The organism is Thermophilibacter provencensis (genome assembly GCF_030372065.1).
In the GTDB taxonomy this organism is placed as follows: domain Bacteria; phylum Actinomycetota; class Coriobacteriia; order Coriobacteriales; family Atopobiaceae; genus Thermophilibacter; species Thermophilibacter provencensis_A.
Genome location: NZ_JAUDEA010000023.1, coordinates 1 through 15,266, shown reverse-complemented (window position 1 = coordinate 15,266; position 15,266 = coordinate 1). Strand labels below are relative to the sequence as shown.

At 67.5% G+C, this 15,266-nt stretch carries 7 protein-coding genes; 3 read left to right on the top strand and 4 right to left on the bottom strand.

Annotation, left to right across the window (positions count from 1 at the left end; all coding sequences use genetic code 11):
- Positions 1 to 223: 223 nt before the first annotated feature.
- The 4 genes from QUW25_RS09530 to gltB all read right to left on the bottom strand — a co-directional run bounded on the left by QUW25_RS09530 (position 224) and on the right by gltB (position 8,766).
- Entirely contained in the window at positions 224 to 2,314 is a 2,091-nt protein-coding gene (locus QUW25_RS09530; RefSeq protein WP_289511979.1) for a glutamine synthetase III family protein, read from the bottom strand.
- A 150-nt stretch (positions 2,315 to 2,464) separates the two neighbouring features.
- On the bottom strand, positions 2,465 to 2,638 hold the full coding sequence (locus tag QUW25_RS09525; RefSeq protein ID WP_289511978.1) for a hypothetical protein: 174 nt from the start codon (positions 2,636 to 2,638) through the stop codon (positions 2,465 to 2,467).
- Between the two features lies 1 nt (position 2,639).
- Complete coding sequence (locus QUW25_RS09520; RefSeq protein ID WP_289511977.1) at positions 2,640 to 4,109, bottom strand: glutamate synthase subunit beta; 1,470 nt, start codon at positions 4,107 to 4,109, stop codon at positions 2,640 to 2,642.
- A gap of 1 nt (position 4,110) precedes the next feature.
- Positions 4,111 to 8,766, bottom strand: a complete 4,656-nt coding sequence (gene gltB / locus QUW25_RS09515; protein ID WP_289511976.1) for a glutamate synthase large subunit — start codon at positions 8,764 to 8,766, stop codon at positions 4,111 to 4,113.
- Between the two features lie 740 nt (positions 8,767 to 9,506).
- Here gltB and QUW25_RS09510 point away from each other — a divergent pair.
- From QUW25_RS09510 to rnhA, 3 genes are all read left to right on the top strand, one after another.
- Positions 9,507 to 11,624 (top strand): hypothetical protein, encoded by a 2,118-nt coding sequence (locus QUW25_RS09510; protein WP_289511975.1) that lies wholly within the window; start codon positions 9,507 to 9,509, stop codon positions 11,622 to 11,624.
- Between the two features lie 273 nt (positions 11,625 to 11,897).
- A complete protein-coding gene (gene polA, locus QUW25_RS09505; RefSeq protein WP_289511974.1) occupies positions 11,898 to 14,582 on the top strand; it encodes a DNA polymerase I in 2,685 nt (894 codons plus the stop codon).
- 62 nt (positions 14,583 to 14,644) lie between these two features.
- Positions 14,645 to 15,121, top strand: coding sequence for a ribonuclease HI (rnhA, locus tag QUW25_RS09500; RefSeq protein WP_289511980.1), 477 nt, complete (start codon positions 14,645 to 14,647; stop codon positions 15,119 to 15,121).
- Positions 15,122 to 15,266 lie beyond the last annotated feature (145 nt).

The window sequence follows — 15,266 nt, the reverse complement described above, 5'->3', positions numbered from 1 at the left end:
GAGAAGACGGTCCTTCTCGCCGCTCACCGGTCAAAATGACACCGTTTTGGATGGTTGTGGGCAACATCTTTGATATTGAGCCGCTCTGAGCTGCCCCGGGCATCAAACTTTTTGCCCAAAACCCACCCATTTCACCATGGCGAGAAGAACGGGCGGCCCCGGACGGCCTGGAAACCAAAGCCGTCCGGGGCCACCTGGCCAACCCAATGCGGGAGCCGCGTCACTACACCCAGAAGAGCATCTCGTTGTAGCTGGGAACCGGCCAGTAGTCGGCCCCGCAGACCTTCTCCATGCCGTCGACCGCGGTGCGCAGGACGTCCATGGCCGGCAGCACCGTGTCGCGGTAAGCGTCGCACTGCTCCTGCGGGTCGTCGAGGAGCTGCGTGGCGGCATTCAGGCGCTCGAGCTCGTCGGCGGAGTCGTGCACGGCGGCGATACCGTCGGTGAGCACACGCACCAGGCCCTTCTCCACCGGTGCCTCGATGCCGATCTCGGCCTTGGTCGCCACCGTCGAGGCGAGGTCCCCCGAGTACTCGGAGAGCGCCGGCAGGTAGAGGTGGCGGGCCATGTAGACCATGGTGTTGGCCTCGATGTTGAGCAGCTTTGCGTACTGCTCGGCCTTGGAGACGTAGCGTGCGTGGATCTCGGCGGCGTCGAGCACGTGGTACCTCTCGTAGAACGCCACGTTCTCGGGCTTGACCATGCACGGAAGGGCGTCGGGTGTGGTCTTGAGGTTGGGCAGGCCACGACGCTCGGCCTCGACCTCCCACTCCTCGGAGTAGCCGTTGCCCTCAAAGAGCACGCGCTGGTGGTCGCGCAGGGTGTGGCGCACCCACCGCAGCGCGAGGTTGGTGAACTCGTCTCCGGTCTTGCCCTCGAGCTTGGTCGCAAAGCGGTCGCACTGCTCAGCCACCGCAGTGTTGAGGACCACGTTGGGGTCGGAGAGGTTCTGCTGGCTGCCGCACATGCGGAACTCAAACTTGTTGCCCGTGAAGGCAAAGGGCGAGGTGCGGTTGCGGTCGGTGGAGTCGCGCAGCAGGTCGGGCAGGGCAGGAACGCCCAGGTCCATGCGCTCGGCCTCGTGGACCTCCGGCTCCTCCTTGTTGATCAGGGCCTCCACGATGGTGTGGAGCTGATCGCCCAGAAAGACCGAGATGATCGCCGGAGGTGCCTCGTTGGCGCCGAGACGGTGGTCGTTACCGGCAGAGGCAACGCTGGCGCGCAGCAGGTCGGCGTGCTCGTCCACGGCGGCAACGAGCGCGGCGAGAAACACCAGGAACTGCAGGTTCTCGGAGGGCACGGCACCCGGCTCCAGCAGGTTCTTGCCGTCGGCGCAGATCGACCAGTTGTTGTGCTTGCCGGAGCCGTTGACGTACTCGAAGGGCTTCTCGTGCTCGAGGCAGGCAAGGCCGTGGCGCGTGGCCATGAGCTTGAGCTTCTCCATGGTGAGGAGGTTGTCGTCGATGGCGAGCGACCCCTGCTCAAAGATCGGCGCGAGCTCGTGCTGGGACGGGGCGACCTCGTTGTGCTTGGTCTTCACGGGGACGCCAAGCTTCCAGAGCTCGTCGTCGACCTCCTTCATGAAGTCGTTGACGGTGGGACGGATGGCACCGAAGTAATGCTCCTCGAGCTCCTGGCCCTTGACCGGCTCGCAGCCAAAGAGCGTACGCCCGCAGTAGATGAGGTCGGGGCGCCTCTCGTAGTCCTCCTCTCGCACGAGGAAGTACTCCTGCTCGGGGCCGATCGTGGTGAAGACGCGCTTGGGCTTGCGGCCAAAGAGGGCCAGCACGCGCTTGGCCTGCGTCTCGAGGGCCACCTGCGAGCGCAGAAGCGGCGTCTTTTTGTCGAGCGCCTCACCGGTGTAGGAGACGAAGGCCGTGGGGATGCAGAGCACCTCGTCCTTGATGAAGGCAGGGCTCGTGGGGTCCCAGGCGGTGTAGCCGCGCGCCTCGAAGGTGGCGCGCAGGCCGCCGCTCGGGAACGAGGACGCGTCGGGCTCGCCCTGGACGAGCTCCTTGCCCGAGAAGGACATGAGGATCGTGCCGTCGTTGATGGGGGTCAGGAAGCTGTCGTGCTTCTCTGAGGTGATGCCGGTGAGCGGCTGGAACCAGTGCGCAAAGTGCGTGGCGCCCTTCTCGAGCGCCCACTCCTTCATCGCGTGCGCGACCTCGTTGGCGATGTCGAGGTCGAGCGGCTTGCCGTCGTCTATGACCTGGCGGAGCTCCTTGTACGTAGGCTTGGGGAGCCGCTCCTGCATCACGGCGTCCGTGAAGAGCAGGCTGCCGTACTCCTGTGAGACCCTATCCTTGCCCATGTGCGCCCTTTCTCCTTGGCGTTGTGGCTTACGGTCGAATACTGTACGGAGACATTGTTTCACAGCCGTTGCGTTCGCGTGAAGCACGCGATGAGGTTTGGTTGCAACTTCAGGGCCATTTCATGGCGAGAAGGGCATGGGGGCGCGCACTCACAGCCATACGAGCTCGGCGGGACCATCCTCGGGTGGCTCCCCCTCGTGCGCGTCCCCCGAGGCCCACTCCAACGACTCCTCGAGCCACCTGCGCGGCGGCTCGGCCGGCTCAAAGGGCACCTCCCGTCCGTCCTCGAGCCAGATGACCTCCGGGAGGCTCTTCTCGCCCATCCTAGGCCCCCAGCGCCGCCGCCACCTCGCCGGCACAGGCCATCGCGTCAGCGATGGCGCTCACCACGAGCGTGGAGCCGGTGCGCGCGTCGCCGGCAAGGAACACGGGCGTCTCCCCCGCCGTCCTTCCGCGGTGCGTGTCGGGCTCGCACGTGGGCAGGCCCCGCTCCCCCACCTCCACGCCCAGCGCGTCGAGCACGTCGCGCTCCGGGCCCACAAAGCCGCAGGCCACGAGCACGAGCTGCGCGTGAATCTCCCGCTCGGAGCCGGCCACGCGCTCGGGCCGGCCGCCTGACCAGTCGAGGTCGGCAACGCGCAGGCCGCGCACCCTCCCGTCCCTGCCGAGAAGGACCTCAAGGGTGTCCACGCCCCACGAGCGGACCTCCCCGCCCATGAGCTCGATGGCCTCCTGCTGGCCGTAGTCGGTCTTGAGCGTGGCAGGCCACTCGGGCCAGCGCGTGACGCCGGGCCCGGGCTCGGCAGGGCGCGGCAGGAACTCGAGCTGAGCCAGGCTCCGAGCGCCCTGACGCACCGCGGTGCCCAGGCAGTCGTTGCCCGTGTCCCCGCCACCGATCACCACCACATCGAGCCCCCGAGCGCTCGTCTTGGGCTCGCAGGCGTCAAGCAGCGCCCGCGTTGACTCGCTGAGATAGTCGACGGCCCAGGCCACGCCACCCGCGGCGAGCCCCTCCTCAAAGCCGGGGACGGCAAGGCCGCGCGGCCGGCGCGCGCCACAGGCGATGACCACCGCATCCGAGGAGCCAACAAGATCTGCCGCCACGTCCTTCTCGGCAGCATTCGTGCTCAGGCAAAACTCGATGCCCAGCTTCTCCATGAGGGCCACGCGGCGGGCCACGACGTCCTTGGGCAGCTTCATGTTGGGGATGCCATAGGTGAGCAGGCCTCCCGCGCGGTCCGCGCGCTCCACCACCCTCACGCGGAGCCCGCGGCGCGCGAGCTCCCAGGCGCAGGCCAGGCCGGCGGGACCAGACCCCACCACCGCAACGTGTCGCGCGTCGGGCGCCGCGGGCGGGAAGGCCCGCGGGCCGCCATGGGCCCACTCCCAGTCCGAGATGGCGCGCTCGTTGTCGTGGATCGTCTCGGGCTCGTCGCCGCAGCCCAGGTTGCAGGACGCCTCGCAGAGCGCGGGGCACACGCGGCTCGTGAACTCCGGCAAAGGCGACGTCATCGCCAGGCGGTCCGCCGCCTCGCGCCAGAGGCCCCGGTAGACGAGGTCGTTCCACTCCGGGATCAGGTTGTGGAGCGGGCAGCCGCTCGGCCGCGCGCCGCCAAACGAGATACCCGCCTGGCAAAACGCCACGCCGCACATCATGCAGCGGCTCGCCTGCGCGCGGCGCTCCCCCTCGTCCGGCTCCACGTAGAGCTCCTCGTAGTCCCGCACCCGCTCGTCAACCGAGCGCAGCTCGTGGGCGCGGCGTCCCACCGTCAGAAACGCTCCCGGCCTGCCCATGCTAGCCCTCCCTCATGACATCAAACGCGCGCTCGAGCGCGGCCTCGCGGGACGCACCGGCCGCCTCGGCCTCTGCAACCAACCCAAGGACCCGCTCGTAGTCTCGCGGTATCACCTTCACAAAGCGGCGGCTCGCCTCGCCGAACTGGTAGAGCAGCTTGATGCCGCGCGGGCTCGCCGTGCGGCGCACGTGCTCCTCCATGAGAGAGCGCACGAGCGCGAGGTCCTTCTCGCTTGGCTGCTCCAGGTTCACGAGCTCTTGGTTGCAGCGCCGCGTGAGCGTTCCAAACTGGTCGTAGACGTAGGCGACGCCACCGGACATGCCGGCCGCAAAGTTGGGTCCCACCTCGCCGAGCACGACGACCGTGCCGCCCGTCATGTACTCGCACCCGTGCGCGCCCACGCCCTCCACGACCACTGAGGCGCCCGAGTTGCGCACGCAGAAGCGCTGGCCCGCAAGGCCGTTCACAAAGGCGCGGCCGCCTGTGGCGCCATAGAGGGCAACGTTTCCCACGATGACGTTCTCGTCAAACTTGTACGTGGCGCCGTCCGCGGGCCGCACGGAGAGGACGCCGCCCGAGAGGCCCTTGCCAAAGTAGTCGTTGGCATCGCCCGCAACGTTGAGCGTGATGCCCGCGGGCAGAAAGGCGCCAAAGCTCTGCCCCGCCGAGCCCTCGCAGTCCACCGTGACTGCCCCCTCGGGCAGTCCCTTGGGGTGCGCCGCGCTGACCCTGCTGCCCAGAAGCGTCCCCACGCAGCGATTGACGTTGTCAACGTCCGCATGGAAGCGGATGGGCTCGAGGTGCTCACGGGCCGCGGCGGTGTAGGGCACAAGAAGCGTGGCGTCGAGCGTCCTCGAGAGCTCAAGGTCCGCGGCCATCTCGGGCAGGAAGTGCGGACAGTCCGCACCGGGGATCTCCTGGCCAAACTCGCAGACGGGCTGGGCGAGAAGGTCGGAGAGGTCAAGGCGGTTGGCGCGCCAGTTGGCCGTGCCCGCAACGGGCACCTGACGCAGGCAGTCCACGCGCCCCACCATCTCGTCCACCGTGCGAAAGCCGAGCGACGCCATAATCTCTCGCAGCTCCTCGGCCACAAACGTCATGAAGTTGACAACGTGCTCGGGCCTGCCCGCAAAGCGGCAGCGCAGGCGCTCGTCCTGCGTGGCCACGCCGGCAGGGCAGGTGTCTCGCTGGCAGTCGCGCTGCATGAGGCAGCCGCAGGCAATGAGCGGCATCGTGGCAAAGCCAAACTCCTCCGCGCCAAGAAGCGCCGCCATGGCCACGTCGCGCCCGCTCATGAGCTTGCCGTCGGTCTCGAGCACCACGCGGGAGCGCAGGCCGTTGCGCACGAGCGTCTGCTGCGCCTCCGCGAGGCCGATCTCAAAGGGTATGCCCGCGTGGTAGATCGAGTCGCGCGGGGCGGCGCCCGTGCCGCCGTTGTGCCCGGAGATGAGGATCTTGTCGGCACCGCCCTTTGCCACGCCCGTGGCAATGGTGCCCACTCCCGCAAGCGAGCAGAGCTTGACGGAGACGCGGGCCGCGGGGTTGGCGTTCTTCAGGTCAAAGATGAGCTCAGCGAGGTCCTCGATGGAGTAGATGTCGTGGTGGGGCGGCGGCGAGATGAGGCTCACGCCGGGCGTGGACTGGCGCACCTCGGCAATCCACGGGTAGACCTTGCGGCCGGGCAGGTGCCCGCCCTCTCCGGGCTTGGCGCCCTGGGCCATCTTGATCTGAATCTCCGTGGCCGAGACAAGGTAGCGGCTCGTCACGCCAAAGCGCCCGGACGCCACCTGCTTGATTGCCGAGCGGGTGGAGTCGCCGTTTGCGAGCGGAGTCTCGCGCACGGGGTCCTCGCCGCCCTCACCGCTGTTGGAGCGGCCGTGCAGGCGGTTCATGGCCACGGCGAGGCACTCGTGCTGCTCGCGGCTGATCGAGCCGTAGCTCATGGCCCCGGTGTTGAAGCGTCGCACGATGCTCTCTGCGGGCTCCACCTCATCGAGCGGCACGGGGTCGGCAGCCGGCAGGAAGCCCATGAGGTCGCGCAGGGTGACGGCACGCCCCTCGCGGTGCACCCACGCCGAGTACTCCTTGAAGAGGTCGTAGCTGCCCTCGCGACAGGCACGCTGCAGCAGGTAGATCGCCTTGGGGTCAATGAGGTGCTCCTCGGCGCCCGGGCGCCACTTGGTGAGGCCGAGCGTGGGGAGCTGGTCGGGCGCGGGGGCCTGCTCGAGCGCGAGAGCGGCCCCGTGGCGCTCGTCGAGCAGGCGCTGGAGGTCGTCCACGTTAAGGCCGCCCACGCGCGTTGCCGTGAAGGTGAAGCAACGCTCCACGAGCCCGTCGGAAAGGCCCACGATCTCAAAGATCTGAGCGGAGTGATAGCCCTGCATCGTGGAGATGCCCATCTTGGACATGATGGAGACGATTCCCGCCGTGACGGCGCGGTCGTAGTTGGCGCAGGCCCCCTCGGGCGCAAGCCCAAGCTCGCCGCGCTCGCACAGGTCGCGGATGCAGTCATGCGCCAAGTAGGGGTAGATGCCAGACGCCGAGAAGGACACGAGGCAGGCGCAGTCGTGCGCCGAGAGCGCGTCTCCCGTCTCAACCACGAGGTCAACGAGGGTGCGCAGCCCACAGCGAATGAGATGGTTGTGCACACAGCCAAGGGCGAGCAGCGACGGTATGGGAACCTCGCCGGCGGAGAAGCGGTCCGAGATGACGACTATGTTGGCCCCCTGGCGCACGCTCTGCTCGACCTGCTCCGCCAACTCGGAGAGGGCGCGGTCAAGGGCATGGGGGCCTCCCGCCGCCGGATAGGTTGCGCGTGCGCGAGCGACCCTGAAGCCCGCGTGGTCAATCGCACAGATGCGGCTGAAGTCCTCCTCCGAAAGGATTGGGCTGGGGAGACGAACGAGACGGCAGCTGTCACGGCAGTCCTCGAGCAGGTTGCCGTGGTTGCCGAGGTAGAGCGTCGTGCTCGTGACGATGCTCTCGCGCAGCGCGTCGATCGGCGGGTTGGTGACCTGCGCGAAGAGCTGGTGGAAGTAGTCGAAGAACGAGCGGTCGCGCGAGGAGAGGCACGCGAGCGGGGCGTCCACGCCCATCGAGGCGAGCGGCACGGAGCCCTTCTCGGCCATGGGGCGCACGACCTCGTCCACGTCGTCGTAGTGCCAGCCGTAGGCGGCGAGTCGCGTGGCGAGGGGCGGAGCATCGTTATCGCAGCGCCCGGCCCCGTCGAGGTCCGCCGCGAGTTCTGCAGCCGTGCCCTGTGCGGCGAAGCTGTCTGAGCGCCGGACCTCGACGGGACCGGGTGCGGGCAGGTCCGCCAGCCCCACGGTCTCCTCATCAATCCAGTCGCGATAGGGCTTCTCGCCGGCAAGGCGGTCGCGGATCTCGTCGTTGCCGATGACGCGCCCCTGCATGGGGTCGACCTCCAGCATCTCGCCGGGGCCGAGGCAGCCCGTGCGCAGGATGTTGGCGGGGTCAACGTCGATGGTCCCCACCTCAGAGGCAAGGATCAGCCGGTCGTCGCGCGTCACGTAGTAGCGCGCCGGGCGCAGGCCGTTGCGGTCGAGTGCGGCGCCCAGCGTGCGACCGTCGGTGAAGACGATCGCAGCGGGTCCGTCCCAGGGCTCCATGAGCATGGACTGGTACTCGTCATAGGCGCGGCGCTTCTCGCTAAGCGCGGGGTTTCTGTCCCAGGGCTCCGGCATCATGAGCGTGACCGCGCGGTCGAGCGGCCGGCCGTTCATGACCAGGAACTCGAGCACGTTGTCCAGGATCGCGGAGTCCGAGCCCTCGCGGTTGATGATCGGCATCACGCGCTCGAGGTCCGCACCGAGCACGGGCGAGTAGAGGCGCGGCTCGCGGGCGCGAATCCAGCTCACGTTGCCGCGCAGAGTGTTGATCTCGCCGTTGTGGATGAGGTAGCGGTTGGGGTGGGCGCGCTCCCAACTCGGGGTGGTGTTGGTCGAGTAGCGCGAGTGCACGAGGGCGAGCGCCGTCTCCACCGCGGCGTCGTTCAGGTCAAGGTAGAAGCGGCGCATCTGCGTGGCCACGAGCATGCCCTTGTAGACGATCGTGCGGCTGGACATGCTGCAGACGTAGAAGATCTTGCCCGCAAGCGAGGGCTCGGAGTCAGCGGCGCGCTCGATGGTGCGTCGGCAGACGTAGAGGCGGCGCTCGAAGTCCATGCCACGGGGAACGTCCTCCGGGCGACGGAGGAACGCCTGGTAGATGGTGGGCATGCAGGCGCGCGCCGTGGAGCCGAGGTCATGCGGGTCAACCGGGACCTCGCGCCAGAACATGAGCGGAAGGCCGCACTCGGCGCACCCGAGCTCAAAGACCTGACGCGCGGCGGCCACGCCGACGGGGTCATCGTGCGGGAGGAACAGCATGGCCACCCCGTAGTCGCCCTCGTCGGGCAGGAGCTGGCCCTCCTTCTGCGCCTCCTTGCGGAAGAAGCGGTGCGGCACCTGGAAGAGGACGCCCGCGCCGTCGCCGGTGTTCTTCTCGAGGCCCTTGCCGCCGCGGTGCTCGAGGTTGACGAGTACCGAGAGCGCATCGTCGAGCGTCTGGTGGCTGCGCCTTCCGTGCAGGTGGGCAATCGCGCCGATGCCGCAGGCATCGTGCTCGTATCTCTCGCGATAGAGACCTTGACTCATGGGACTCCCCTCGTTCGACTTCATGGGGAGTCTACGGCGCGGCGCGCGGCACAGGAAAAAGCGAGACGAACTTGCTACGTACTCGCCACGTGCGCGTTTCTCGTCTGCCATCTGTGTGACGCGCGACGGAAACGGGGGCGAAACCCACGATCGACTTGCGGGGACGTTGCTCCGGTTGAGTGCCGAGGAAACCGGGCGCTTGTACCAGTTTCCGGAGGGCACGCCGAGAAAGGCGGGGCTCTGTACCAGTTCCCGGGAGGCGTGCCGAGAAAACCGCGCCTCTGTGCCGGCGGCGTCACGGGCGAGGCCGCCTCGCGTCCCCCGCCGGCACAGGCCCCAGGTTTTCTCGGCGCCGCGCGGCACAGGGGGCGGAGTTTCTCGGCATGTCGCCCCGACCTCGGTACAGAGGGCGACATTTCTCGGCGCCCCTCGGACGGCGCCGGTACAGAGGAACGTTTTTCTCGGTGCCCTTTCCGGAAACTGGTACAGAGGCGCGGTTCTCTCGGCACCCATGTCTGGGCACAGTGCCGCCGAGACACCTCACGACGCGCTTTCACCGAGAAGAACGAGCCGACGTGGAGGTCCCCGGTACACTTTTCCTACCCGCAGGCACATCGATAAGGGAGGTTTACCGTGTCACACCTTACTTTGAACTACCCCCCCCCGTTAGTTTTTTAAGGCGTGCTTTAGCACCACTTCTTGCGGCATCCCTTGCCGCGCTCGCGCTCCTCGCGCCTGGAATGGCGCTTGCAGAAGATGCCGTTGATACCTGGGACGGCACCGCCGACACGAGCTGGTACACGGAAGACCCCGAGGCGGACACCTTTACGCTCGAAACCGCCGAAGACCTGGCAGGATTGGCCGAGCTCACCAACCGGGAGAACCCAGTCACATTCACCGGGAAGACGGTCCTGCTTGATTGCGACGTTGACATGAGCGGCCATCTTTGGGTCGCCATCTCGCAGAACGGAAACAACAGCTCAGCTCGCTCGTTCAGCGGCACGTTTGACGGACAGGGGCATGTGATCCACAACCTCAGCAACGTTAACTCGACCGAATATCGCTATGGTCTGTTTGGAACGGTTCACGAGGCAACAATCTGCAACGTGGGCCTCAAAGACGTAAACGTCGCTGAGGCGGAGGGAAGTACCAGGCTTGAGATTGGATCTCTGATTAGTTGGGCCTCATCATCAACAGTCAAAAACTGCTGGGCCGACGGCAAGCTGACGACACCAGGAGGCTACCTGGTTGGTGGCCTCATTGGCCAGTGCACCGGCGGGTCGAGAGTCATTGGCTGCTCCTGCTCCGTTGATGTCTCCGCGCTGGGGCCCGATGATCCAACGACAGGAGGACTTGTCGGCCAGTGGGAAAACGCCGCGGAGGATTCGCTCATTAGCAGCTGCTATTTCGATGGCTCAGTCACCGTGGCCGCAGACGGGTCGGCATGCGGCGGAATCTTAGGGGGCAATTTTGACTTTGATGGGGCGCCCGGAGTCACCATCGAGTCTTGCGCGGTCTTCACCACGGAGTTTTCAAGCCCCGGAGGGGAAAACATTACCTATGTAGCAGCGGTAGACGAAGACGCCACCGTCAAAGATTGCATATGGCCCGAAGGGGACGCTCTCGCCGTTGCGAGTCTCATCGTTGACTGGTCCGAGGGAACAGCCTCAGCTGATCCAGACTTCGACCAGACTCAGTGCGGCACCGCCGTGACGAACTTCTCCGACCCGACGATCGTGGAGGAGCTGAACAAGAACGCTTCTGAGGGCATCACGTGGGTGATGGGCATCGACGGACATCCGGTCTTCTCGACGCAGACGCACCTTATCGCGGCCGACTACTCCGCCGTTGACGACGCGCTTGCGGCCGTGCCCGAGGACCTCTCCGGCTACACCGCCGAGAGCGCCGCCGCGCTCGAGGAGGCCATCGGCTCCGTTGACCGCACGCTGACGGCCGACCGACAGGCCGAGGTCAACGCCATGGTGGACAGCATCGTCTCGGCCACCTCCAACCTTGAGCCCCTCGCCAGCTACGACGCCGTGGACGCGGCCGTCGCAAAGGCCCGCGCGATCGACCGCGCGCTCTACACCGAGGACACCCTCGCCAAGCTCGACGCCGCGGTGAGGGCCGTGGTCCCCGGCTACGGAAAGACCCGCCAGGCCGAGGTCGACGCGATGGCCACGGCCGTCGAGGCCGCCATCGCCGACCTTGCGTACGCACCCGCGGACTACTCCGCCGTGGACGCCGCCCTCGCGAAGGTCCCCGAGTCCATCACGGGCTACACCGACAAGAGCGCGCAGGCCCTCTGGGAGGCCGTTGGTTCCATCGAGCGTGGCCTCAACGTCACTGAGCAGGCCCGCGTTGACGAAATGGCCAGGGCGCTCGAAGCGGCGATCGCCGGTCTTGAGAGAGAGGTCGAGCCGGAGCCGACGACGAGCGAGACCATGTGGCGCCTCTACAACCGTTGGAGCGGCGAGCACTTCTACACCGCCAACGACCGAGAGCGCGCCGTGCTCATCACCGTCGGCTGGACCGACGAGGGCAGGGCCTGGACCGCACCGACCGAGGGCGCCGAGGTCTACCGGCTCTTCAACCCCTACGCCGACGACCACCACTACACCATGAGCGTCGACGAGGTCGATGCGCTGGTGGCGCTCGGCTGGGTCGACGAGGGGCTGGCATGGCACTCGGCCGACAAGGGCGACGAGGGAGCCGTGGCACTTTACCGCCTGTTCAACCCGTACGAGCTGACGGCCACCCACCACTACACCGCCAGCGCCGCCGAGCGCGACGCGCTCGAGGCCATCGGCTGGCAGCCGGAGGGAGTCTCCTGGTACGGCGTTTCCGCGGAGGGGTAGCGCCTCGCAAACACCGACCAGCCGCGGGGCGGTCCTCGGGGCCGCCCCGCCTTTCTCGGCGCCTCGCCCTTCTCGGCGCCTCACCCTTCCCGCACATTAACGCGCAGAATCTGACACAACTTTCTATATCCGCAGATCAGTATTACGTACATGTACGATTTTGCGCGTTAATCGGAACCGAGGCACAGGCCCGGACGTCACGTCCACATGCCCACGCGTTTCCACGGTCCTTCTCGCCTACAATGGGGCGAGCACACAGACGAGAGGACCGACATGTCAGACGCCACCCGCACCATCGCCGTCATCGACGGAAACTCGCTCATGCACCGCGCGTTCCATGCCATCCGTCAGCCCATGAACGCTCCGGACGGCCGCTCCACGGGCGCGCTCTTTGGCTTCTTCAACATGTTCATCAAGATGGTGGACACCTTCCACCCCGACGGCGTGATCTGCGCGTTTGACAAGGGCAAGCCGCGCGTGCGCATGGAGATGCTCCCGCAGTACAAGGCGCAGCGCCCGCCGATGGACCCCGCACTTCGCGAGCAGTTCCCCATGGTGAAGGAGCTTCTGCACGCGCTCGACGTGCCCGTGGCGGAGCTCGAGGGCTGGGAGGGCGACGACATCCTCGGCACCCTTGCCCGCCGCGGGGAGGCCGCCGGCTTTGACATGTACCTCTTCACCGGTGACCGCGACATGTACCAGCTCACCACCGACCACGTGAAGATCGTCTCCACCAAGAAGGGCGTGACGGACGTGGTGATCATGGACCCCACCACGGTTGAGGACCTCTATCACGGCATCACGCCGGAGCTCGTACCGGACTTCTACGGCCTCAAGGGGGACACCTCCGACAACATCCCGGGCGTCCCGGGCATCGGCCCCAAGAAGGCCGCGGCGCTCATCGTGCAGTACGGCAGTCTCGACGAGGTCATCGCCCATGCCGACGAGATCAAGGGCAAGATGGGCGAGAACCTGCGCGCCCACATCGACGACGCGCTGGTCTCGCGCAAGGTGGCCACCATCCGCACGGACGCCCCCATCGAGCTTGACCTCTCCGACGCGCGCTTCCCCACCTTCGACCCCGTTGAGGTCACGCGCGCCTTTTCCGCGCTCGGCTTCACGGGTATGACGAGCCGCCTCGTGCGCCTGGCCGGCGAGGACGCCGTCGCCGCCGCGCGCGCCGCGATGCCGCAGGAGGTTGCCGTCCCCGCGGCAACCGTCGAGCTGCCCGCCCCCCTCACGGGAGACGAGGCCGCCGCTGCGCTGGACGCAGCCGTCGGGGCCGGCGCCTGGGTCGGCTGCGCCGTGGACGACGACCGCACGGAGGGCGCGCTCTTTGGCCTCTCCCACACCCTCTGGTGCGCCGCCGGCGAGAAGATCTTGAGACTCGAGGGGGACGCTGCGGACGCGGCGCTCGCACGGCTCTTCCGCGAGGGCCGCGTGGTGGCGGGCGACGTCAAGGCCCTGTTCCACGTGGTGTGCCCGGCGGACTCCTCCGTGCCCGCAGCCGTGGAGGCGCGCGAGGTTGACCCGGAACGCATCTTTGACGTGGCCGTGGCTGCCTACCTGCTCGACTCCGAGCGCGCGAGCTTTGCCCTGCCGGAGCTCGGCGAGGCCTACCTCACCGAGACCCTCCCCGCCCCCACCGACGAGCTCCCCGTTGCCGCGCTTGACGCCGTCTGCTCGCTGCGCCTCATGGACGTGCTGCGCGAGCGCCTGGAGAAGGACGGCTCGGCCGGGCTCTTCAGCGACATGGAGATGCCGCTTCTGCCGGTGCTCGCCGAGATGGAGCGCCTTGGCCTCGGCGTTGACACGAGCGTCCTTGCCGCCCAGTCTGCCGAGCTTGGCGCCGAGATAGACGCCATGGTCGAGAAGATCCACGCCGCCGCTGGCGAGGACTTCAACCTCGACTCCCCCCAGCAGCTCTCCCACGTGCTCTTTGACGTGCTGGGCCTTCCCACCTACGGCCTCAAGCGCACCAAGCGCGGCTTCTACTCCACCAACGCCAAGGTCCTCGGCGATCTTGCGGCGCACCACGAGATCGTGGCGCAGGTCCTGGAGTACCGCGAGCGCTCCAAGATCAAGAGCACCTATCTCGACGCCCTGCCCGCGCTCGTGGCGGGAGACGGCCGCATCCACACCACGCTCAACCAGACCGTGACCGCGACGGGGCGCCTCTCGAGCTCAGACCCCAACCTGCAGAACATCCCCACGCGCTCCGAGCTGGGGCATCGCGTGCGCCAGGCGTTCACCGTGCCCGAGGGCAGCGTGTTTCTCGCCTGCGACTACTCTCAGATCGAGCTGCGCCTGCTCGCGCACCTCTCCGGAGACGAGCACCTCATCGCAGCCTTCTGCGAGGGCGCGGACTTCCATGCCGCAACCGCCGCGCGCGTCTTTGGCGTTCCCGTCGAGGAGGTCACGCCGCAGCTGCGCAGCCGCGCCAAGGCCGTGAACTTTGGCATCGTCTACGGGCAGCAGGCCTTTGGCCTGGCGAGCTCGCTCAAGATCGGCCGCGCCGAGGCACAGGAGATGATCGACCGCTACTTTGAGGCGTACCCCGGCGTGCGCGCGTTTCTCGACGACGCGGTGCGGCGCGCCCACGAGTGCGGCTACGCGGTCACGCTCTTTGGCCGTAAGCGCCACATCAAGGAGTTCGCCCAGAAGAACCGCCAGCTCGTGGCCTTTGGCGAGCGCACGGCGATGAACCACCCCATGCAGGGAACCGCTGCCGACATCATCAAGCTTGCCATGGTCCGCGTGGCGGAGCGCCTGCACGAGGAGGGCCTAGCGGCCAAGCTCGTGCTGCAGATCCACGACGAGCTTGACCTCGAGGTGCCCGAGGCTGAGGTCGAGGCCGTGAGCGCGCTCGTGCGTGAGACGATGGAGGGCGTGGTCACGCTGCGCGTGCCGCTCCTGGCCGAGGTCTCCTACGGCGCCAACTGGGCGGAGGCCAAGTAGTGGCAAGCTGGAGCGAGTTTTCCGGGTCCGCTGGCGAGAAGGTCGCGGACGGCGCGGCGCGCATGCGCGTGAGCGCCTGGTCAGACGGGTCGTCACGCGGCAACCCGGGCCCCGGCGGCTACGGGGCGGTGCTGCGCTACGTAGGGCCGGACAGACGCACCTACGAGCGCGAGCTCTCGGCGGGATACCGGCGCACGACGAACAACCGCATGGAGCTCATGGGCGCCATCGCCGCGCTCGAGGCGCTGCGCCGGCCGTGTGCGGTAACCATGACGACCGACTCCCAGTACGTGGTGAAGGCGTTCACGGAGGGGTGGATTGCCGGCTGGCAGCGGCGCGGGTGGAAGACCGCGAGCAAGCAGCCCGTGAAGAACGTCGACCTCTGGCAGCGGCTGATCGCGGCCGCCGAGCCGCACGACGTGACGTGGGTCTGGGTGAGGGGCCACGCGGGGCATCCCGAGAACGAGCGCTGCGACGAACTGGCAACCGCCGCCGCGGACGGGGGCGCCCTGCTCGACGACGAGGGCTTCGAGGGCTAGCTGCCGTCAGAGCGTTGCGTTACCCCCCTCTCAAACCAATGTTCTTCTCGCCAAAATGAAGGTTTGGGAGTGTTCGGGCTGCTTAACCCCCCCCCGAACATGCGCTTCTCGCCCCGAGTGCTTCTCGGCCCCGGGCGCTTTCCCC

Excerpts from the sequence above, each read along its gene's own strand:
- QUW25_RS09530 (WP_289511979.1), bottom strand. The coding sequence starts at position 2,314 with ATGGGCAAGGATAGGGTCTCACAGGAGTACGGCAGCCTGCTCTTCACG.
- QUW25_RS09525 (WP_289511978.1), bottom strand. The coding sequence starts at position 2,638 with ATGGGCGAGAAGAGCCTCCCGGAGGTCATCTGGCTCGAGGACGGACGG.
- QUW25_RS09520 (WP_289511977.1), bottom strand. The coding sequence starts at position 4,109 with ATGGGCAGGCCGGGAGCGTTTCTGACGGTGGGACGCCGCGCCCACGAG.
- gltB (WP_289511976.1), bottom strand. The coding sequence starts at position 8,766 with ATGAGTCAAGGTCTCTATCGCGAGAGATACGAGCACGATGCCTGCGGC.
- QUW25_RS09510 (WP_289511975.1), top strand. The coding sequence starts at position 9,507 with ATGGCGCTTGCAGAAGATGCCGTTGATACCTGGGACGGCACCGCCGAC.
- polA (WP_289511974.1), top strand. The coding sequence starts at position 11,898 with ATGTCAGACGCCACCCGCACCATCGCCGTCATCGACGGAAACTCGCTC.
- rnhA (WP_289511980.1), top strand. The coding sequence starts at position 14,645 with ATGCGCGTGAGCGCCTGGTCAGACGGGTCGTCACGCGGCAACCCGGGC.